This window comes from Haemophilus haemolyticus, assembly GCF_003490935.1.
Lineage (GTDB): Bacteria > Pseudomonadota > Gammaproteobacteria > Enterobacterales > Pasteurellaceae > Haemophilus > Haemophilus haemolyticus_M.
Genome location: NZ_QQGD01000007.1, coordinates 14200 through 34461 on the forward strand (window position 1 = coordinate 14200; position 20262 = coordinate 34461).

Here is a 20262-nt window from a genome sequence, read left to right on the forward strand (position 1 = left end):
TCCTTAATTCGGTAATTCTTCAATAGTGAAATTGGTATTTGTGAACACGCAAATATCACCAGCAATTTTCAAAGATTTTTCAACAATTTCACGAGCAGAAAGTTCGGTGTTTTCCACCAACGCACGTGCTGCAGACAACGCATAGTTACCACCAGATCCGATTGCTAAAATTTGATCTTCTTCTGGTTGAACCACGTCGCCAATACCCGTGATGATTAAACTTTCTTTTTCATCCGCCACAATTAGCATCGCTTCTAACTTACGGAGTGCACGATCTGTACGCCAATCTTTTGCTAATTCCACCGCACTTTTTAGTAAGTGCCCTTGGTGCATTTCAAGTTTACGTTCAAATAATTCGAAAAGTGTAAATGCATCTGCAGTACCACCCGCAAAACCAGCAATCACTTTGCCATTATATAAACGGCGCACTTTTCGTGCATTGCCTTTCATTACGGTATTACCCAAAGAAACTTGTCCATCACCACCTACGACGACTTGCCCATTGCGACGTACGCTTACAATCGTTGTCATTGTTCTGTCCTTTATAAAGTGAAAAGTTGTTCGTTATATGGCGGTAAATTAACAAAATTCAAGGGAAAATAGTCTTTTGATGATTTATTCGCCAAAAATAATCAAAAAATGTGAGCCTGATCATACTTCAAGATAGCAAACGTTTGCTTTAAATTGATATAAAACATAAAATGTGTATGATACATGGCATTCAATGACCATCCAACTAGGAGTTTTTATGAAAAATATGATTAAGCTATCTGTTGTAGCTTTATTAACCGCAGCAGCAATTCCAGCTATGGCAGGAAAAACTGAGCCTTATACTCAATCAGGTACAAATGCACGTGAAATGTTGCAAGAACAACCAATTCACTGGATCTCAGTAGATCAAATCAAAAAAGAATTAGAAGGCAAAGGTCCAATTAATGTCAGCTTTGATATTGATGACACCGTACTTTTCACCAGCTCTTGTTTCTATTATGGTCAACAAAAATATTCTCCAGGTAAACAAGACTATTTGAAAAACCAAGATTTCTGGAATGAAGTTAACGCAGGTTGTGATAAATATTCCATTCCAAAACAAATCGCTGCTGATTTGATCAAAATGCACCAAGAACGCGGAGACCAAATTTATTTTATTACAGGTCGTACAGCAGGGAACGTGGATGGCGTAACACCTGTATTACAAAAAGCGTTTGATATTAAAAATATACACCCTGTTGAATTTATGGGCGGACGTGAGCGCACAACTAAATACAACAAAACCCCGGGCATTATTGCGCATAAAGTTAGCATTCACTATGGCGACAGCGATGATGATGTGTTAGCAGCTAAAGAAGCGGGTATTCGTGGTATTCGTTTAATGCGTGCAGCAAACTCAACTTATCAACCAATGCCGACTTTAGGTGGCTACGGTGAAGAAGTGTTAATCAATTCAAGCTATTAATTGACCGCACTTTAACAACAAAAAAGGCAAGTTAGGATTCCTAGCTTGCCTTTTGTTTTACTACTTAATTAGTGTTTAGTTTGACCTTCTTCAGATTTTTCTTCTGCATTTTCTGCTTGTTGACGATTCATATATTCAACAAACAATGCATCAAAGTTTACTGGAGATAAATTCAACGCAGGGAACGTACCGCGATTTACTAAGTTAGACACTAATTCACGCGCATAGGGGAAAAGCATATTCGGGCATTGAGAAGTTAAACAATGCGCCATTTGAACATCTTCTAAACCGCTAATAGTGAATACACCCGCTTGTTTTACTTCACAAATAAATGCAAGATCACCACTATCTTCAAGTGTAGTTTCAACAGAAATGTTTAATACTACTTCATATAAGTCATCACCAACTTGGGTTGTTTCGGTGCTTAAATCAAAACCAAGTTTTGGTTTCCATTCTTGCTGGAAAATATGTGGCAGATTTGGTGCTTCAAAAGACACATCTTTCACATAAATACGTTGAATTTGAAGAACGGGTTGCTGTTCTTCTGTTGCTGCAACGTCTTGTTTTTGTTCTGACATTTTCTATTCCTTATTATTTATGTTTTTTAACTAAAGGTAAATTTGCCGCCGCCCATGCAGAAATGCCTTCTTTTAACACAAACACGCGGTTAAAACCTTGTTTCGCTAAAAGCGTAGCTGAAGCTGGTGCGGAAACACCGTTAATATCTACCAACACAATTGCTTTCTCTTTGTGTTGTTCAATTTTACCGATGTTTTGATTTTTAATTTCGCTTGGAAGTAAATTAATGCTATCAATGATATGACCACGTTGAAATTCTTCAATACTACGTAAATCCACCACAATAGCTTCATCCGCATTTATTAAACGAATTACCTCATTGTGAGTGATTACTTTAAATTTACTCGTTGCACCTTTATAGAAGGTATAAATTACCATCACGAAAATCGCAAACCAAGAAACCGCTAAAAGAGAATGTTTTTGAGCAAACTCTGTTGCCATTGGGATAAATTCTTGCATTGTTTTCTCTACTAATCAAGTACGTCAAAATAGGGCTCAAGTATAACCGCACTTGGGTTATCTTTCAAAAAAATTCTTATGAACATTAAACACCTTGAATTATACCTCTATAACTAAACTAGAAATAACTGTACTTTTGACTACAATTTATTGATCCATGTTATGGAATCGATACCTATTTGTTGCTATATTAAGCACTGTTTTAACAAATAAAACAAAGATGTTTTTTAATTAACTTAGGGGGCAGTATGTCTGCAATGTTCTTACTACAATTTGCCATCGTATTATTGTGTATCTTTGTGGGTGCACGTGTAGGTGGTATCGGGTTAGGTGTATTTGGTGGTTTAGGCCTTGCTATTCTTTCTTTTGGCTTTGGTCTAAAACCAGCAGGTTTACCTATTGATGTTATGTTTATGATTATGGCTGTAGTGGCTGCCGCGGCAGCAATGCAAGCAGCTGGCGGTTTAGACTACATGATCAAAATCGCAACCAAAATCTTACGTCGTAATCCTAAACACATTACGTTTATCGCTCCAGCAGTAACTTGGTTATTCACTTTCTTAGCAGGTACTGGCCATGTAGCATATTCTGTATTACCAGTTATCGCTGAAGTGAGCCGTCAAAACGGTATCCGTCCAGAACGTCCAATGTCAATGGCGGTAATCGCATCACAATTTGCTATCGTAGCAAGCCCTATTGCGGCAGCTGTTGTAGCGGTCGTGGCTTACCTTGAACCTCAAGGCATCCATCTTGGCGACGTATTAATGGTAACTATTCCTTCAACCATCTTAGGTATTTTTATTGCTTGTTTATTTGTAAACAAAATGGGTAAAGAATTAAAAGATGATCCGGAATATCAACGTCGTTTAAATGATCCAAAATATGCAGATACTTTTGCTTCTACCACTTCAGTCAAAGAAGTAGAAGTGAGCAAAACAGCTAAAATTTCTGTTTCTTTATTCTTATTTGGTTCATTACTTGTTGTAATCATGGGTGCGGTTCCATCTTTACGTCCAGTATTTGATGGTAAACCAATGGGTATGGCACACACTATCGAAATCATTATGTTAGCGATTGGTGCGTTAATTATCTTAACTTGTAAACCAGATGGCACTGAAATCACTAAAGGTTCTGTATTCCACGCAGGTATGCGTGCAGTAATTGCAATCTTCGGTATTGCATGGTTAGGCGATACATTGATGCAAGCTCACATGACCGAAGTAAAAGAAATGGTGAAAGGCTTAGTTGAAACTGCACCATGGGCATTTGCTTTCGCGCTATTTGTACTTTCAGTATTAGTAAACAGCCAAGGTGCAACAGTTGCAACATTGTTCCCACTTGGTATCGCATTAGGTATCCCTGCACCAGTATTAATCGGTGTATTTGTGGCAGTAAATGGTTACTTCTTTATTCCTAATTACGGTCCAATCATTGCATCCATTGACTTCGATACTACGGGCACAACCAAAATCGGTAAATACATTTTAAACCACAGCTTTATGCTTCCTGGTTTATTGAGCATGCTTTTCTGCTTATTAATCGGTTTAGGTCTTTCTCACGTTATTCTTTAAAATGTGATTCGATAACAAAGAACGGTGCTGAAATAGCACCGTTTTTTATTTCCCAAATATAAACAGAAAAAAGATAAAAAAATACCGCACTTTAATATCTCAAAGTGCGGTAATTTTTAGAGACATTTTTAACTACACATCATAGGTGGTAGAAGCGGTATTCCCACCACGACCTGTCCAGTTGGTATGGAAGAATTCACCGCGTGGTTTATCAGTACGCTCATAAGTATGTGCGCCGAAGTAGTCACGTTGAGCTTGCAATAAGTTTGCTGGTAAACGTGCTGAAGTGTAACCGTCTAAGAAGGTGATAGCCGATGCCATACAAGGCATTGGAATACCCACTTCGATAGATTTCGCCACCACTTTACGCCAGTCACTTAATGCATTTTCTAAAATGCCTTTGAAGTAACTATCTGAACCTAAGAAGATTAAATCTGGATTTGCTTCATATGCATCACGAATATTGCCTAAGAATCGGCTACGAATAATACAACCTTCACGCCATAATAACGCCGTTGCACCGTAGTTAATATCCCAACCAAATTGTTCAGAGGCTTCACGAATCAGCATAAAGCCTTGTGCGTAAGAAATGATTTTTGACGCCAATAAAGCTTTGCGCACTGCTTCAATCCAAACTTTCTTATCACCCTCAACTGGAACAACTGTTTTATTGAATAATTGATTTGCTGCAACACGTTGATCTTTAAATGAAGATACGCAACGAGCAAAGACGGATTCAGTGATTAAGGTTAATGGAATACCGAAATCTAATGCATTGATACCCGTCCATTTACCTGTCCCTTTTTGGCCAGCTGTATCTAAGATTTTTTCAACTAATGGTTCACCATCTGCATCTTTATAACCAAGAATGTCGGTAGTGATATCGATTAAATAGCTATCAAGTTCAGTTTTTTTCCATTCTGCGAAGATAGCTTGCATTTCTTCATAGCTTAAGCCTAAACCTTCTTTTAAGAATTGGTAAGCCTCACAGATTAATTGCATATCGCCGTATTCAATACCATTGTGAACCATTTTCACAAAGTGGCCAGCACCTTCACCACCAACCCAGTCACAGCAAGGCTCGCCTTGTTCGGTTTTAGCTGAGATTGCTTGGAAGATTGGTTTAATATATGGCCACGCTTCTTGGTTACCACCTGGCATGATAGATGGCCCATGACGCGCACCTTCTTCACCACCTGAAACACCCGAACCGATAAAACGGATGCCTTTTTCCGCCAACGCTTTTACACGACGGTTGGTATCTGGGTAGTTTGAGTTACCACCATCAATAATGATGTCGCCTTCTTCTAAGTGCGGTAATAATGCCTCAATGAATTGATCTACTACATCACCCGCGCGCACCATTAACATCACTTTACGTGGTTTTTCTAATTTAGAAGCTAAATCTTCTAAAGAGTATGCACCGATAATATTCGTGCCTTTTGCCGCACCTTGTAAAAATTCATCCACTTTAGATGTGGTACGGTTATATGCCACGACTTTAAAGCCATGATCATTCATATTTAAAATGAGGTTCTGCCCCATTACGGCCAAGCCGATAACACCGATGTCGCCTTTTACTGACATTGTTTTCTCCTGTTTGTGAGGTACAAGTCTTTGTACCGATTGAATATGTTGGTATAGCTAAATTTCATGCTATATTTATTGATATATTTTATCCTCTAAAAGCTCTTGAAAAGATAAAAAGACAGCCATTAAAAAATTAAAGATTATTTTATCTTCAATATTAGAGCTTGTTTTAAGTGTTGAGTTAATATTATCAAGTATATATGCAATATTTTTGTTTTTAACTTCGGATTTCTTATCTAATATTCTTTTTTCATAGTCATATAAGAAGTTAAAGAAGTTTTTGCTTTCTAAAACACGAACGTGGTTAGGATAACTTTCTGTTGCAATATAAACATTATCTTCAGTTTTATATGCGGTTAGATTTAGTTTTAAAAAACCAGAGTAGGATATAGAAATTACATCTTTATATGATCGAATGTGAGCATGTTTACCTATATGTCCATTAACAATACCTGAGTTTTCTATAATTGCATCATCAAAGATAATTGAATTTTTAATTGAAGAATCACAAATTTTACTTTTATCTAAGATGTCTGAGTCTCCACGAATTGTAGATGCACCTAAAATCATAGCATCTCCGTATACCGAAGAGTTATTTTCAACAGATGAATCTTCACAAACTATAGCATTCCCAGAGGCTGTTGCATTATGGATGAGCATTGCATTATCACGAACTATAGCATTTTCGGAAACCATAGCATTATCTAGAACCTTACTATTTCCAAGAACCTTTGCATTATCTTTTATCCAAGCTTTGCCTATATGTGATAAATTATTTTCACTTTCAATATATCCTCCGAGAGAGCCCTCTTCAACAATCGGGGGATCCCAATAGTTATCTTCTTCGTCATCATAAGGGTAAATTGTTATTAGCGCTTCTATTTGATAAAGTGTTCTTCCTTCATAAACAATAGTATTATTTGTTAAACGATATTTTTTCATTATTTAATTTTAAAATAGCATGGGAAATACTATCCAATAACTCCACGTTCGGTCATCTTAACTCTTCGTCCATGCACTCATATGTTGAGTAAATCCAATATGCGGATAATAATCTACGGCTTGTGGAGCTGATAAAAGCACAATTTTTGCTTGAGGATGTAAGGCTTGTTTAGTATGTTCAATTAACTGTAAACCGATACCTTGTTTTTGATATTGTTCATCAACTGCTAAATCAGATAAATAACAGCAATAGGCAAAATCCGTCACGGAACGTGCCACACCCACTAATTGTTCACCATCCCAAGCGGTCACTAATAAATCCGCATGGTGCAACATTGCTGCGACGCGTTTTTCATCCTCTAACGGACGGCGTGCCCCGAGCGTTGTTTTATTTAACAATTCAATAAATTGTTTAACTGCAATTGGTTCATTCACTTTGTAGTCTATCATTTTGCAAGCCTGCGATACTCAATTTGTTATAGCAATTTTGCCGCCGCTTTATCCAAATACCATTCCGTCACGCCATTCTTCGCGTGAATTTTGGCTGCCGGATACAGTAAGTTCTCCGCTAGAGTCGTTTGGATTTCTTTTAAAATATCTGCTTTGCTTTCACCCGTTACCAAATAGGTAATGCGTTTGGCTTGTTCAATGAGTTTAGCTGTTTTAGAAATGCGAATTTGACCACTTTCAGGGTGCTTAGCAATGACAGCTAGGTTTTCATCATCAAAATTGGTTTGATGTGGGAAGAGAGAAGCGGTATGACCGTCTGTCCCCATACCTAAAATGATCCAATCAAAAATACCGTTTGGAATGACCGCACTCAATTCTTCTTCGAAGCGTTTTAACTCAAAGTGCGGTTCATTTTCACCACGAATTCGGTGAATATTTTCTGCTGGAATTTGAATATGATCGAATAAAAGTTTTTGCACTTCGCCATAGTTACTTTCAGGATCAGATGGCGGAACCATACGATCATCTCCCCACCAAAAATGCAGATTTTTCCAGTTAATTTGTTCAGCATAAGGTGATTTTGCTAGGGTTTTAAATAACAACTTAGGCGTTGAACCACCAGAAAGGGAAATATGCACAGGGTGATTTAATTGGCTATAAATCACAAATTCTTGGGCAATTTTATCGACTGCGTGTTGAGCCGTTGGGAAGATGATAGTGTTCATTGATTTTCCGTAGGGTGGGCTTTAGTCCACCATTATTATGTTCGATATTAAGAGAGGCGGGCTAAAGCCCACCCTATATTAGATAAATTAAACTTTTTTCTTCATTAAACCTGTCGGTTTACGCCAAACCTTGCCTTGTTTTGCAATTAACTTATCTGCTGCCACAGGGCCCCAAGTACCGGCTTCATATTCGTGAATACGACCACCATTAGCTTTGTAGTCTAAAATCGGTTGCACAAATTTCCATGCAGCATGCACAGCATCAGTACGAGCAAACAAAGTTGCATCGCCTTTCATCGCATCTAACAATAAGCGTTCATAAGCAGTTAATACTTGTGCGCCTGCTAAATCTGCATAACGGAAATCCATTGATACTTCTTTCGCTTCAAAACCGGCACCCGGTTTTTTCAAACCAAAACGCATTGAAATCGCTTCATCAGGTTGAATACGAATAATCAATTTATTCTCTGGTGCATTTTGGCTGAATACAGGATGTGGCGTAGTTTTAAAATGGATCACAATTTCAGTCACACGAGCCGGTAAGCGTTTACCCGTACGGACATAGAACGGCACACCAGCCCAACGCCAGTTTTCAATTTCACAACGCAATGCGATGTAGGTTTCAGTGCGAGAATCTGACGGTACGCCTTTTTCTTCTAAATAGCCATTTTCCATTTTGCCGTTAATTTCAGCCGCAGTGTATTGACCTAAAACGAGATTATGCTCCATATCTTCGGCAGTTAATGGACGCAAACTATGCATCACTTTTGCTACTTCATCACGCATGGAGTTCGCATTAATAATCGCTGGCGGCTCCATTGCCACCATCGCGAGTACTTGCAACAAATGGTTTTGGAACATATCGCGCATTGCGCCAGAACCATCATAATAGCCACCGCGCTCTTCCACGCCTATAGATTCTGCACCAGTAATTTCTACATAATCAATGAAATTACGGTTCCAAAGCGGTTCAAACCAACCATTTGAGAAACGTAATACGAGCAAGTTTTGAACGGTTTCTTTACCTAAATAATGGTCGATACGATAAATTTGGTGTTCTTCAAAGAAACGGTGGATTTGTACGTCTAATGCTTGCGCTGTTTTTTCATCATAACCAAACGGTTTTTCAACAATAATACGTTTCCAGCCGTATTCTTCCGTATTTAAACCATGTGCAGCCAAACACTCAGGAATCACGCCATAAAGACTTGGAGGAGTGGACATATAATAAAGGGTGTTACCACAAGTTTTATATTTATCATGAAGATTATCTAAGCGTGGAACAAGTTTTCCATAATCTTGAGCATCAGATGTATTCACTGCTTGGTAATAAAGATGAGAACAGAAAGCATCTAAAGTGTCAGGTGTTGTTTCTTCATTGTTAATTAAAGCCTCACGCATTTTTTCGCGGAAAGTTTCATCATTTAACTCAGAGCGAGCAACACCTAGAACGGAAAAGTTTTCACTCAAACGCCCGATTTTGTAGAGATTATAAAGAGCAGGAATGAGTTTACGGTGAGTTAAGTCACCAGACGCGCCAAAAATGACGATACAGTTATTATCAGTTTGCATAATTATTCCTTATAAGATTCCGAGTAATATTGGAAAATAATGCCGTATTCTAGAGAAAAAAACCAATCGAACCAATCAATTAAATTGAAAGATAGAACGCCAATCGAGCGATTGATCGCCCACCATGACAAAATGCGGATTAATCAAGGTTTCTCGTTGGTTATAGGTTAAAGGCTCAAAATGAGAGTCAAAAATGGCACCGTGAGTTTCACCCAGTAACACTTCTGTGCCAGCGGTATCCCATTCGCCTGTTTGTCCTAAACGAACATAACAATCTACTGCACCTTCAGCCACCAAACCGCTTTTTAAGCTACTTGAACCAACCACAACAAATTCACAAGGAAAATCCTTCGGTAAAATCGACCGCACTTTTTCTTGTGAAGTGGTTGCACCTACAGCAATTCGTAAAGGGCGGTCAAAATTTGTCGTGTTTTTAGTGAGTTTTTTTACCTGATCCAGTTGTTTTTTAAACGCTCCGAAATTATCCATTGCATAATAAGTTGTCGATAAAACTGGCGCATGAATAACGCTTAACACTGGTTTATTTTTACGAACTAAGGTTATCAAAACAGAAAATTGATCGGTACGATTAATAAATTGTTGTGTGCCATCAAGAGGATCAATCAACCAATATTCTTTCCAATTTTTACGTTCTTCAAAGGAAATATGGCAATTTTCTTCCGAAAGAACAGGAACATTAGGGAAAAGTGCGGTCAATTTTTCTGTTAAAAATTGGCTCACAAAAAGATCCGCTTCTGTCACAGGCGTATTGTCTTCTTTCAATTCAACATGAACCTGTTTTTGATAAAACTGTTGCAAATGCTTACCCGCTTGATAAGCAATCAGCAATACTTGGTTAAGTAAGTGTTCGTTTAGCGTCAGCATAAAATTATTCTCTTGTTTTTGGCAGCAACCACGGCATCACAAATAGAGCATAAAATACCATTCCGCATGTGCTTATTAACCCGAGGGATAATCCCCCTTCGGTTAACCAACCCCAAAAGGACGTTTCTTGTTCGCCAAGCAATAACAAATAAAAATAAGATGCCATATTGCAGTAAACAAATGAAATGAACGATGAAACTAATACAATCGAAGCTATGTTATAACGTGTGTAACGGAATTTTGCAGCTAAAAGTGCGGTTAAAAATGCGGGAATGGTGGCAAGAAGAAATGCTGTGAGAGCATAGCTAGAAAAAGGAACAATAACGCCACTTGAATCATCATCAAACCAAATCAAAAGTGCGGTGACGATTACTTGTAAAATTAGAGGGAAAAAAATAAGTGTTTTTAAGTAAGATTTCATAATAAAAAAATAGGCTATCCAAAAGGTAGCCTATTCTAAAATAAATTTAAGGATTAATCAGATTTTTTCGCACGTAATACGCGAGATGCAAAAATCACAATGCCCACGATAAATACGATTAAACCTAACCACTCGCCAATAGTATCCCAGTTTTCAAGATTTAAGGATAATGGCGCTTCAGAACCACCGGTGGTAACAGAGGCCGCAATAATGAATGCTAAAATCACACCCATTAAGCTTTCACCTACGATTAAACCTGCAGAGAAAAGCGTACCGAAACGTTCTGCTTTAGCTGATACTTCTTTGTTACCAAGTTTTGCAATATGGCGAGTCATGATCCACGCTAAGAATGCACCCACAATCACAGGCATATTAATTGATGGTGGTAAGTAAATACCAATCCCCACAGCAATAACTGGCAAGCCAAAGACCTTGTTGCTGACTTTTTTCAAGAATGCATCAATCGTAATTAACACAGCGCCTAAACCTACACCAGTTAAGATATAAGTCCATTCCAATTTATTTGTGAAAATACCTTGAGAAATGGTAGTCATTAATGTTGCTTGTGGCGCAGATAAGGCTTGTGAAGGATCCATATCTGGACGTGGCAATGCACCGCTGAAACCATACGCATGATATAAGATTTCTAATACTGGCGCGATAACAAGCGCACCGACAAAGCAGCCGATAATTAATGCTACTTGTTGACGCCAAGGTGTCGCATCCACTAATAAACCCGTTTTTAAATCTTGCAAGTTATCGTTAGAAATTGTTGCGGTGGTTAATACAATTGACGCTGTAAAGAGTGTAAGTGCGGTCAAAAATTTCTGACCATCTACGGTTTCAAATAAGCCAGATGCATTACCGATTGACACCAATACCAATGAAATCACGATAACAGAAATAATCCCGATACCAGAAATTGGGCTTGAAGATGAACCTACTAAACCTGCCATATAACCAGAAGCTGCAGCCACAAAGAAGCCGATAAATACCGCTAAGAAAGTACAAACTACAACTAATAAAATGGAAAGCTCAGGTGAAATAGGTGCAGCCGCGATAAAGTGGTGTAATGAAATAACAATTAACACAACTGTCGCGATTAAGATATAAATCATTGTTTTTGGAGAAAGGTCGATATCAACACGATGCTCAGATTCAGCCTGTCCACCTTTCAACATACGGAAAGAATGTACCATCCCTTCAATCATTGGTTTCATTAAAATAAGTAATGTCCAAATCGCCGCAATACCAATCGTACCCACACCAATAAAGCGTACTTTCGTTTTCCAAACCACCATTGCAGCATCAATTAAGCTTGCGTCTGCCGCGATATCACCTGACATCGTGAAATATGGCACAGCCACACCCCAAGTCAAAATAACACCGATTAACATCGCAATACCGCCGACAATACCAATTAAATAACCTGCACCAAGCAAGGCAAGGGAGAAGCCCATTGGTAATTGGAAAGCCGCTTTACCAGTTTGAATCCAAGCGCTTGCACCATCAGCCATCACGCGTAAACCGTTCGTTACAAATGCAACTAATCCCGCTAAAACACCACCGTAAGCAATATCTTTCACACCGCTATCGCCATCTGCATGATTACCCGCTTTTAAGATTTCAGCAGCCGCTACACCTTCAGGATAAGGTAAATCACTATTTACCACCATCGCACGGCGTAATGGAATGGTGAATAACACGCCCAAAGTACCACCAGCTGCACAAATCAACATAGTTTGCCAGAATGGGAAGTCTTGCCAGTAACCCATCATTAATAAGCCTGGTAAGACGAAGATCACAGAAGAAAGAGTCCCCGCTGAAGATGCCTGTGTTTGCACCATGTTATTTTCAAGGATACTGGAATCTTTGAAAAATTTAAGCACAGCCATAGAAATGACGGCCGCAGGAATAGATGACGCGAATGTCATCCCCACTTTTAGACCGAGATATACATTGGATGCAGTGAAAATCACTGTAATCAATGCGCCGAGTATGATCCCTCGAACGGTCAATTCTTTTAAGTTTTCGTTATGCATAAAAATGTTCCTTGAGTAAAAAAAGAAAACACCTAAACATTGTCAAAAATCGAGTATTTTTTCAAGTTTTTTAAAGGGAAATTTGAGCTTATTAGAAAATATTTAATAAAAAGGGGAATATTTGAATGATATTTTATTTATAGATAAGAGAAAAAGGCTAACTCAGGGTGATGTTCATCTGGCTAGCCATGATTTTCCTCTTTTTAAAAAAGAGAAAATAAGAGAACGATATTCAATTAAGCCCATTATTTTGGCTTAAATAATCTTTCAAAGAATAAAGTGCGGTTAAATTTCTAGCCTCATTGAAACTTGGATCTGCAAGTAATTCATCGATTTTCGACAATGGAAAGCGAACAATTTCTAACGGCTCTGGCTCATCACCTTCTAACTGGCAAGGATAAAAATCCTGAGCAACAAAAATATGCATAATGCTGCGCATATAACTTGGATTGGTAATCACCGTACGCAAGAAATCAATTTTATTGGCCCCCAGCCCCAACTCTTCCTTTAATTCACGATTTGCTGCATCTTTCGGTTCTTCATCTTTATCTACTCCGCCTTTAGGAAACCCTAATTCATAACGTTCTGTGCCAACTGAATATTCACGAATCAATAAAAGATCATCCCCATCAATGGGAACCATCATAACAGCCTGTTGATTGCCTGGTTTGAAACGCTCATAAGTACGTAATTCCCCATTAGAAAACGCCAAATCAACAGACTGAATTTCAAATAAACGAGATTTAGCAACGACTTGTGCGGTAAGAATTTTAGGTAATTTTTTGGATGAATCGGATAACATAAGTTTTCCTTTATTTTGTGATAGGATTGGAACAAACTGTACCACAAAAAAGCAAAAGAGAAATTCATAAATGGAAGAAAAAGAAGTCAGATTAGATAAATGGTTGTGGGCTGCGCGATTCTACAAAACACGTAGCATTGCTAAAGCGATGATTGAAAGTGGCAAAGTGCATTACAACAACCAACGCGCGAAAGTAAGTAAAATTGTGGAAGTAGGCGCAATGTTAAAACTTCGTCAAGGAAATGAAGAAAAAGAAATTCAAATCCTTGCATTAAGCGATCAGCGTCGAGGTGCACCAGAAGCACAATTACTTTATCAAGAAACCGAAAATAGCGTGAAAAAAAGAGAAGAAATAGCATGGGCAAGAAAAAATAACTCCCTTTCAATGCCCCATCCAGATCGTCGCCCAAACAAAAAAGAGCGGAGAGATTTATTGAAATTTAAACATCAGGATAAATTTGAATAAAAATTTCACCGCACTTTCTATATTCTTAAGGTTTAATATCTCGCAAAATTGGATTTTGCATTGAAATCAAGGTTTCAGTAGACTGAATTTCATCAATTAACTGAATCTTGGTCGCCAAAACAGAATGTAATTCTGCGATTGTGTGTGTCATCACCTTTAAGAAAATCGAGTAATTGCCCGTTGTATAATAGGCTTCCACCACTTCATCGAAACTTTCTAGCTTTTTGATCACTTTCTCATAATCTTTTGCGCTTTTTAGAATAATGCCGATAAAACAGCATACGTCATAACCTAATTTACGCTCATCAATGATCACCTTCGTGCCTTCAATAATGCCCGATTGGCGCATTTTTTCTACCCGCACATGAATCGTTCCTGGGCTGACACCAAAGTTTTTAGCCATTTCGGCATAGGGAGTTCTCGCATCTTTGGTTAGTACACGTAAGATTTGCTGATCTAAACTATCGATGTTGTGCATAAAATCTTCTCCTTTAGATTTTATTTAATTTTTTCCTAACGAATTAGATAATATTCAACCAAGAAAAGAAAGTAAACAAAATACTTGAAATAAAATCATCATTTACTGAATAATACTCAAAAATATTATTTTTCTTAAAAAAAGGTTATCAAAATGAAAAAGACATTTATTTTACAACAACAAGAAATCAGTTTTGTGAAGAATACCTTCACCCAAAATCTTATTGAACAACTTGGCATTATTGAAGTACAAGGTCCTATCTTGAGCCAAGTGGGTAACGGAATGCAAGATAACTTATCTGGCATTGAAAAAGCCGTTCAAGTTAACGTGAAATGTATTCCAAATGCGGTATTTGAAGTAGTACATTCTCTTGCAAAATGGAAACGCCATACCCTTGCTCGCTTCCACTTTAAAGAAGGCGAAGGCTTGTTTGTTCATATGAAAGCATTACGTCCAGATGAAGATTCTCTTGATCCAACGCACTCTGTTTATGTGGATCAATGGGACTGGGAAAAAGTGATTCCTGAAGGTCGTCGTAATTTTGCATACTTAAAAGAAACGGTAAATTCTATTTATCGTGCTATTCGTTTAACAGAATTAGCCGTAGAAGCACGTTTTGATATCCCTTCGATTCTTCCAAAACACATTACCTTTGTGCATAGCGAAGATTTAGTAAAACGCTATCCTGATTTAAGCAGTAAAGAACGTGAAAACGCAATTTGTAAAGAATACGGTGCAGTATTCTTAATTGGGATTGGCGGTAAACTTTCAGATGGCAAACCTCATGATGGTCGAGCACCTGACTATGATGACTGGACAACTGAATCTGAAAACGGCTATAAAGGCTTAAACGGTGACATTTTGGTATGGAACGACCAATTAGGTAAAGCCTTTGAACTTTCCTCAATGGGTATCCGCGTAGATGAAAGTGCATTACGTTTACAAGTAAGCTTAACAGGTGATGAAGACCGCTTAAAGATGGATTGGCACCAAGATTTATTAAACGGAAAATTACCATTAACTATCGGAGGCGGTATCGGTCAATCTCGCTTAGCGATGCTTTTACTTCGTAAAAAACATATCGGTGAAGTACAATCAAGCGTATGGCCAAAAGAAATGTTAGAGGAATTTTCAAATATTCTGTAAATTGATTTACCCCAAAACCTAGACTCTTTAATTAAGGACTGATGACGATATTGTGTCGAATTCAGTCCTTTTAATTTCAATTGAATTCATCGATAAGTCGCCATTTAATACGCCAGCCTTGGTTTGAACCATTGATCTTATTTATTATAAAAACTAGCAGTATCTGCTGATACCTCACTTTCCTATTCAGAATTGGTTGGAGAACCTATTTTAAATTTGATTGTGTAATGTTTACCCATAATAAAATCTCCACCTCAATGGTTGGTTTGTTTAGTCTAGCTTTTTGGATACAAATAAAATTTACCGCACTTTTTTCTACTTATAAAAAATGCACTTTCATTACAAAGTGCATTTTTCTTATTTTTAAGCATCCATCGACATACAGAGTAAGGTTAATGGGTGAATACAGGTCACGTTAGATGACATATCAATTTGCCATTTACAGGTTTGGCATTCCGATATGACGTAATCAAACCCGCCTTCGTTAATATTGTCGAATAGATTTTTACCAATAGATTGTGAAACCTCATAGTTTTCTGATTTAAAACCGTAAGTCCCCGCAATACCACAGCATTGGCTAGGTAACATAATGATTTCTAAACCAGGAATTTTTTTCAACACTTCCAAAGTATAAGGTGCCCAACCTGCTTTATCTACGTGACAAGCAGTGTGATAAGCCACTCGAAGTTTAAGTGGTTTCAGCGGTAATGTTTTACCTTCTTTGAAAAGCTGGTATAAGAACGGTGTCACCATATGAATATACGGACGTACTTTAGCATTGTCGATGCCTAAAATATGATGGTATTCATCACGCAGATTAAGTGAACAGCTTGATGCTTCACTGATCACATCTAGTCCATTTTCATCTACCATTTTTCCAATGTAATCGGTATTGAACTGTGCGATGTTACGTGCACGTTCTGGGAAACCGTTCACCATTAATGGTAAACCACAGCATTTTTCTTTTTCTAATAGCATCACCCCAATGTTCATCGCATTGAACACTTTAAGGAATTCTTTACCAAGCTGCGGATTATTATAGTTCACATAGCAACCATGATAATACGCGACTTTACGCTCAAATTTTTGTTGGTCTTGTAACGCATTTTTCATATACCAGCTACGGAACGTGCCAAACGCATATTTAGGTAAAGTACGTTCTTTACTAATTTTAAGCGTTTTTTCCAACATAAATTTGGTAGCTTTTAGGCTTGTGATAGTGTTTACAATCGGCGCTAATGGCGTATTGATTTTCCCCATGACATCAGTGTTACTTAAAATCGCATCACGCAATTTATTCATTAACGGTTTTTTAGATTGTGCTAAGTGGTTATTACGTGCACGCACAATTAAATCACCGATTTTCACATCAGACGGACAAGCCACTTCACAACGTTTACAGTTGGTACAATATTTAAGTGCTTCATCGTAAAGTTCAGCAGATTTTAAGCGTAAACGCTCACCATCTGGGCCAGATTGTTTTGGACCAGGATAAAGCGGATTGTTGCGTGAAACCGGACAAACAGCGGTACAAGCCGTACATTTAATACAGCTTTCAAAACTTTCGTCGATATATTTATGGCTTTCAGGTGAATTAAGGGATTGTTTTGCACTATCAATGAGTCGTTGAATATTATTATCCATATTATTCCCCCTTATTTTGCCAAGATTTCATCAGCAACCGCCAAGGCAGTTACAACTGCGACACCCGAACCACAACCAAGCTCAAGGGCATTAAACCCACCAATCACATTACCGACGGCATATAAATTCGTTAAATATTGACCGCTCTTTTGCACTTGGCATTGAGCATTAATTGCCACACCAGCAGATTGATAAGGTTGTGGATGAGCAAAACGATGAGCAGTCCAAGTAAAACGATCTTTATCGTTAAACCCTTCAACACCGATAATATCGGATTCAAAAACCGGCTCATAAATTTTATCGAATTCAGAAATGAGTCCTTTACTGAAGAAACTGCCTGAAGCTAGTACGAAGTTATCTGCAGTAATTTCTTCATCTTCGAGCAAGCGAGTGTTGACACAACGCACTTGGTTTCCTTCAAATGTTGCACTCAATGCACTATCACCGTTAATCATTAAACCACCAAGGGATTCAAATTTACGGCGTAATTGAATACGCTGGCGCATACCGAGTAATGATGGTGGCAACGTTGGCAATTCAAATAATGCGAGCTTAGTTGCCTCACGAAGTGCGGTCATAAATTCTTGGTTTTCTAAACCAAAACAAGCCGGTAAAAATACGGCATCTGCACCTTGCGCTGATTCAATAATTTCTTTAACAAGATCATTAAACGCAAGTTTGTGCTCTAGAAGTTGAGAGATGTTTACACTGCGGAACTCACGAGCATTTTTACGAAGCTCGTCTAATTGTGGAATATTTAAGAAACCACTAGTCACCTCACAATGCTCAAATTGTGGGTTTAACACTAAATTCGCCGCTAAAAGTTGAGGTTGAAAATCGTGATAACCTTCGATACCAAGCACCGCAATACGTTTATGCGGAAAACGTTCATTACCTTGTACAGTTGGCACACTATTTGGTGAAAGCCACGCACCACGTAAACTACCTAAGCCTGTTACACGCCAATGGTTCTTTTCCGTAGAACCAATTAAATCAAGATTTAATTCATTAGCTAAACGTTCAAAATCTTGCGCTTTAGCAAGCACTTTCTCTGTGCCCAATAAGCTATAAGGGTGAGCAGGTAATTCATTGCGAAGTGCGGTGATATTTTCTTTTAAATTTTCTACCGCGCGACCTTCTCCATTTGGCGTTGATGGCATACGGCTTAATAAATCTAAAGAGCCGGATGCAAAATCAATGGCTGCTTGACCGTTGTTGATTATCACGCAACGTTTGCCGCGTTGTTGAAGGGCGATGCCACAGGTTAAACCCGCTAAACCACCGCCAATAATGGCTACATCAAAATTCATTGCTATCCGTCCCTTGTTGTGCTTGTTCATCAAGCGGTTTCACATCATTTAAACCTAATACGCTACCATACATCCAAGATGTAAATTCGGCTTCGCGAATCGCTTCACCCCAAGCAATCGGCTCAATACCACGCCAGCGTTCTTCCATAAAAGCAGAAAGTTGAGTGGTTGATTGAGTTGGTGTTGCCACCTCAAAACGGTTCATTAAGCCTGCAGCACGACATGCACACAGTTCAGCTTGGCAAGTACCCATACCAACACGAGTACGGCGGCGTAAATCCACAATGTTATTTACACCCAATTCATCAATCGCGTAGCGCACTTCGCCCGCCGTCACCGCTTCACATTCACAAACCATTGAACGATCTAAACGTTCTTTTTCAAGCAAACGAGTAGCACGCGAACCATGACGATACACAGCAGAATAACGAATTGTACTTGGTAATGAAATGACTTTTTGGTTGGTTTCTTGACGGCTTTCAGTAGAGCCTGGCAAAGGTTGCTCCGCAGTCACACAACGAGCCGTTTTATTAAGTTTTTTACAAACAAGGTCGGTCGCCCATTCAGCCATTAAACGATAAGTCATTAACTTACCGCCAGTGATAGTAATAAAGCCATCTAAGCCATCGCGTTCTGCGTGGTCAAGTAACACAATACCACGGCTCACATTACGACCTGATGGATCATCATCACTTGCAACTAATGGACGCACCCCAGCATAAGCACGTAATACGCGAGTATGACGCAAGCTCGGTGCGAGTTTTTCACCTTCACGGAAAAGAATATCCACTTCTTCTGGCGTCACTTGCATGTTATCGATTTGATCATAAGGAACACGACTTGACGTTGTACCAATAACACAGATTGTATCGCCTGGAACTAGAATATCCGCATCAGCTGGTTTACGGCAGCGGTTAATTACAAGTTTATTAATGCGATGGCCCATTACGAGCAATGCACCTTTCGCAGGGAACATTTTGATTTTGAGATCGGCATATTCTGCAATCCCTTGTCCCCAAATACCACCAGCATTCACAACAAGCGGTGCAAAAAATTGACGTTCTCTACGATTTTTGTGATCGTACACATTCACACCAATCACTTTCCCACCTTCACGAATCAAATTTTTTACTTCGCAATAAGTGAACATTTTTGCGCCGTTTTCTGTCGCATCCATCATATTAGAGGCAGTTAAACGGAATGGATCAATCGAACCATCTGGCACAACAACAGCTCCCACTAAATCTGGGTTTACAGAGGGCTCCATAATTTTAGCTAAATCAGGATCAATGGCTTGCGCATCAATTCCAGATTTTGCACAGCTCTCAAGGAAGGTTTTTTGATAGTCGAGAGAATCTTCAGGCAACGTGATAAATAAGCCTTCCGTTTCATCTACGCAATGACGCGCAATTTTGCGCAAAATGCGGTTTTCTTTAATACATTCTTCAGCAGATTCTTGGTCGTTCACGGCATAACGCGCACCACTATGTAATAATCCGTGATTACGTCCTGTCGCACCCGTTGCGATGTCTCGGCGTTCCAATAAAATACAATCAATGCCACGAAGTGCACAGTCACGCGCAATACCAGCCCCCGTTGCGCCACCACCGATAATAATGACATCGGTACTAAGTGGCGAAAAATCTCCAACATCTTTGTACATGCTAGGCGATAATCCCATGTTTACCCCCAATTCCCAAAATTTAACAAAAAAGTAATATAAA

At 38.6% G+C, this 20262-nt stretch carries 20 protein-coding genes; 4 read left to right on the forward strand and 16 right to left on the reverse strand.

The window, feature by feature from the left end; translation table 11 throughout:
- Nucleotides 1–3 precede the first annotated feature (3 nt).
- The gene (hslV, locus tag DV417_RS08085) at nucleotides 4–531 is read right to left on the reverse strand and encodes an ATP-dependent protease subunit HslV (protein WP_005629407.1); all 528 of its coding nucleotides are present in this window, start codon (nucleotides 529–531) and stop codon (nucleotides 4–6) included.
- 217 nt (nucleotides 532–748) lie between these two features.
- Between hslV and aphA the strand changes: the two genes are divergently transcribed.
- Nucleotides 749–1456, forward strand: coding sequence for an acid phosphatase AphA (aphA, locus tag DV417_RS08090; protein WP_118879325.1), 708 nt, complete (start codon nucleotides 749–751; stop codon nucleotides 1454–1456).
- A 68-nt stretch (nucleotides 1457–1524) separates the two neighbouring features.
- Here aphA and secB read toward each other — a convergent pair whose 3' ends face one another.
- Together secB and DV417_RS08100 are read right to left on the reverse strand one after the other, a co-directional pair.
- Entirely contained in the window at nucleotides 1525–2034 is a 510-nt protein-coding gene (gene secB, locus DV417_RS08095; RefSeq protein ID WP_046939952.1) for a protein-export chaperone SecB, read from the reverse strand.
- A 13-nt stretch (nucleotides 2035–2047) separates the two neighbouring features.
- Nucleotides 2048–2494: a rhodanese-like domain-containing protein gene (locus tag DV417_RS08100; RefSeq protein ID WP_118817380.1), complete on the reverse strand. Its 447-nt coding sequence runs from the start codon at nucleotides 2492–2494 to the stop codon at nucleotides 2048–2050.
- A gap of 248 nt (nucleotides 2495–2742) precedes the next feature.
- Here DV417_RS08100 and DV417_RS08105 point away from each other — a divergent pair, with 248 nt between their 5' ends.
- Nucleotides 2743–4065 carry an anaerobic C4-dicarboxylate transporter gene (locus tag DV417_RS08105; RefSeq protein WP_065246409.1) on the forward strand — a complete coding sequence of 441 codons (1323 nt, stop codon included), beginning with the start codon at nucleotides 2743–2745 and terminating at the stop codon, nucleotides 4063–4065.
- A 132-nt stretch (nucleotides 4066–4197) separates the two neighbouring features.
- On the opposite strand, the gene gnd is transcribed toward DV417_RS08105, so the two are convergent.
- The 9 genes from gnd to nudE all read right to left on the reverse strand — a co-directional run bounded on the left by gnd (nucleotide 4198) and on the right by nudE (nucleotide 13494).
- Entirely contained in the window at nucleotides 4198–5652 is a 1455-nt protein-coding gene (gene gnd / locus DV417_RS08110) for a decarboxylating NADP(+)-dependent phosphogluconate dehydrogenase (protein WP_118879326.1), read from the reverse strand.
- Nucleotides 5653–5727: 75 nt separating this feature from the next.
- A complete protein-coding gene (locus tag DV417_RS08115) occupies nucleotides 5728–6597 on the reverse strand; it encodes an LbetaH domain-containing protein (protein WP_118879327.1) in 870 nt (289 codons plus the stop codon).
- A gap of 57 nt (nucleotides 6598–6654) precedes the next feature.
- A complete protein-coding gene (locus tag DV417_RS08120) occupies nucleotides 6655–7047 on the reverse strand; it encodes a GNAT family N-acetyltransferase (protein WP_118879328.1) in 393 nt (130 codons plus the stop codon).
- A 26-nt stretch (nucleotides 7048–7073) separates the two neighbouring features.
- Entirely contained in the window at nucleotides 7074–7772 is a 699-nt protein-coding gene (gene pgl / locus DV417_RS08125; RefSeq protein ID WP_118879329.1) for a 6-phosphogluconolactonase, read from the reverse strand.
- 87 nt (nucleotides 7773–7859) lie between these two features.
- Nucleotides 7860–9344, reverse strand: coding sequence for a glucose-6-phosphate dehydrogenase (gene zwf / locus DV417_RS08130; protein ID WP_118879330.1), 1485 nt, complete (start codon nucleotides 9342–9344; stop codon nucleotides 7860–7862).
- 75 nt (nucleotides 9345–9419) lie between these two features.
- On the reverse strand, nucleotides 9420–10229 hold the full coding sequence (gene cysQ / locus DV417_RS08135; RefSeq protein ID WP_118879331.1) for a 3'(2'),5'-bisphosphate nucleotidase CysQ: 810 nt from the start codon (nucleotides 10227–10229) through the stop codon (nucleotides 9420–9422).
- A 4-nt stretch (nucleotides 10230–10233) separates the two neighbouring features.
- Nucleotides 10234–10650 carry a hypothetical protein gene (locus DV417_RS08140; RefSeq protein WP_118879332.1) on the reverse strand — a complete coding sequence of 139 codons (417 nt, stop codon included), beginning with the start codon at nucleotides 10648–10650 and terminating at the stop codon, nucleotides 10234–10236.
- A 53-nt stretch (nucleotides 10651–10703) separates the two neighbouring features.
- On the reverse strand, nucleotides 10704–12692 hold the full coding sequence (locus tag DV417_RS08145; protein WP_118879333.1) for an OPT family oligopeptide transporter: 1989 nt from the start codon (nucleotides 12690–12692) through the stop codon (nucleotides 10704–10706).
- A 232-nt stretch (nucleotides 12693–12924) separates the two neighbouring features.
- A complete protein-coding gene (gene nudE / locus DV417_RS08150) occupies nucleotides 12925–13494 on the reverse strand; it encodes an ADP compounds hydrolase NudE (protein ID WP_118879334.1) in 570 nt (189 codons plus the stop codon).
- Between the two features lie 70 nt (nucleotides 13495–13564).
- Between nudE and hslR the strand changes: the two genes are divergently transcribed.
- Nucleotides 13565–13960, forward strand: a complete 396-nt coding sequence (hslR, locus tag DV417_RS08155; RefSeq protein ID WP_118879335.1) for a ribosome-associated heat shock protein Hsp15 — start codon at nucleotides 13565–13567, stop codon at nucleotides 13958–13960.
- Nucleotides 13961–13985: 25 nt separating this feature from the next.
- On the opposite strand, the gene asnC is transcribed toward hslR, so the two are convergent.
- Nucleotides 13986–14438 carry a transcriptional regulator AsnC gene (gene asnC, locus DV417_RS08160; protein ID WP_005635654.1) on the reverse strand — a complete coding sequence of 151 codons (453 nt, stop codon included), beginning with the start codon at nucleotides 14436–14438 and terminating at the stop codon, nucleotides 13986–13988.
- A gap of 153 nt (nucleotides 14439–14591) precedes the next feature.
- Here asnC and asnA point away from each other — a divergent pair, with 153 nt between their 5' ends.
- Complete coding sequence (asnA, locus tag DV417_RS08165) at nucleotides 14592–15584, forward strand: aspartate--ammonia ligase (protein ID WP_118796036.1); 993 nt, start codon at nucleotides 14592–14594, stop codon at nucleotides 15582–15584.
- Between the two features lie 363 nt (nucleotides 15585–15947).
- Here the strand turns inward: asnA and glpC are convergent, their stop codons facing one another.
- Genes glpC through glpA form a run of 3 tightly spaced genes read right to left on the reverse strand, consistent with a single transcriptional unit; the run spans nucleotide 15948 to nucleotide 20219 of the window.
- Nucleotides 15948–17228, reverse strand: coding sequence for an anaerobic glycerol-3-phosphate dehydrogenase subunit GlpC (glpC, locus tag DV417_RS08170; RefSeq protein ID WP_046939928.1), 1281 nt, complete (start codon nucleotides 17226–17228; stop codon nucleotides 15948–15950).
- An 11-nt stretch (nucleotides 17229–17239) separates the two neighbouring features.
- On the reverse strand, nucleotides 17240–18538 hold the full coding sequence (gene glpB / locus DV417_RS08175) for a glycerol-3-phosphate dehydrogenase subunit GlpB (protein WP_046939926.1): 1299 nt from the start codon (nucleotides 18536–18538) through the stop codon (nucleotides 17240–17242).
- Nucleotides 18528–20219 (reverse strand): anaerobic glycerol-3-phosphate dehydrogenase subunit A, encoded by a 1692-nt coding sequence (gene glpA, locus DV417_RS08180; RefSeq protein ID WP_005629395.1) that lies wholly within the window; start codon nucleotides 20217–20219, stop codon nucleotides 18528–18530. Before glpA ends, glpB begins: the two co-directional genes overlap by 11 nt.
- Nucleotides 20220–20262 lie beyond the last annotated feature (43 nt).

What these genes read in the sequence shown, in the direction of transcription:
- hslV (WP_005629407.1), bottom strand. Translation starts at nt 531, where the DNA reads ATGACAACGATTGTAAGCGTACGTCGCAATGGGCAAGTCGTCGTAGGT.
- aphA (WP_118879325.1), top strand. Translation starts at nt 749, where the DNA reads ATGAAAAATATGATTAAGCTATCTGTTGTAGCTTTATTAACCGCAGCA.
- secB (WP_046939952.1), bottom strand. Translation starts at nt 2,034, where the DNA reads ATGTCAGAACAAAAACAAGACGTTGCAGCAACAGAAGAACAGCAACCC.
- DV417_RS08100 (WP_118817380.1), bottom strand. Translation starts at nt 2,494, where the DNA reads ATGCAAGAATTTATCCCAATGGCAACAGAGTTTGCTCAAAAACATTCT.
- DV417_RS08105 (WP_065246409.1), top strand. Translation starts at nt 2,743, where the DNA reads ATGTCTGCAATGTTCTTACTACAATTTGCCATCGTATTATTGTGTATC.
- gnd (WP_118879326.1), bottom strand. Translation starts at nt 5,652, where the DNA reads ATGTCAGTAAAAGGCGACATCGGTGTTATCGGCTTGGCCGTAATGGGG.
- DV417_RS08115 (WP_118879327.1), bottom strand. Translation starts at nt 6,597, where the DNA reads ATGAAAAAATATCGTTTAACAAATAATACTATTGTTTATGAAGGAAGA.
- DV417_RS08120 (WP_118879328.1), bottom strand. Translation starts at nt 7,047, where the DNA reads ATGATAGACTACAAAGTGAATGAACCAATTGCAGTTAAACAATTTATT.
- pgl (WP_118879329.1), bottom strand. Translation starts at nt 7,772, where the DNA reads ATGAACACTATCATCTTCCCAACGGCTCAACACGCAGTCGATAAAATT.
- zwf (WP_118879330.1), bottom strand. Translation starts at nt 9,344, where the DNA reads ATGCAAACTGATAATAACTGTATCGTCATTTTTGGCGCGTCTGGTGAC.
- cysQ (WP_118879331.1), bottom strand. Translation starts at nt 10,229, where the DNA reads ATGCTGACGCTAAACGAACACTTACTTAACCAAGTATTGCTGATTGCT.
- DV417_RS08140 (WP_118879332.1), bottom strand. Translation starts at nt 10,650, where the DNA reads ATGAAATCTTACTTAAAAACACTTATTTTTTTCCCTCTAATTTTACAA.
- DV417_RS08145 (WP_118879333.1), bottom strand. Translation starts at nt 12,692, where the DNA reads ATGCATAACGAAAACTTAAAAGAATTGACCGTTCGAGGGATCATACTC.
- nudE (WP_118879334.1), bottom strand. Translation starts at nt 13,494, where the DNA reads ATGTTATCCGATTCATCCAAAAAATTACCTAAAATTCTTACCGCACAA.
- hslR (WP_118879335.1), top strand. Translation starts at nt 13,565, where the DNA reads ATGGAAGAAAAAGAAGTCAGATTAGATAAATGGTTGTGGGCTGCGCGA.
- asnC (WP_005635654.1), bottom strand. Translation starts at nt 14,438, where the DNA reads ATGCACAACATCGATAGTTTAGATCAGCAAATCTTACGTGTACTAACC.
- asnA (WP_118796036.1), top strand. Translation starts at nt 14,592, where the DNA reads ATGAAAAAGACATTTATTTTACAACAACAAGAAATCAGTTTTGTGAAG.
- glpC (WP_046939928.1), bottom strand. Translation starts at nt 17,228, where the DNA reads ATGGATAATAATATTCAACGACTCATTGATAGTGCAAAACAATCCCTT.
- glpB (WP_046939926.1), bottom strand. Translation starts at nt 18,538, where the DNA reads ATGAATTTTGATGTAGCCATTATTGGCGGTGGTTTAGCGGGTTTAACC.
- glpA (WP_005629395.1), bottom strand. Translation starts at nt 20,219, where the DNA reads ATGGGATTATCGCCTAGCATGTACAAAGATGTTGGAGATTTTTCGCCA.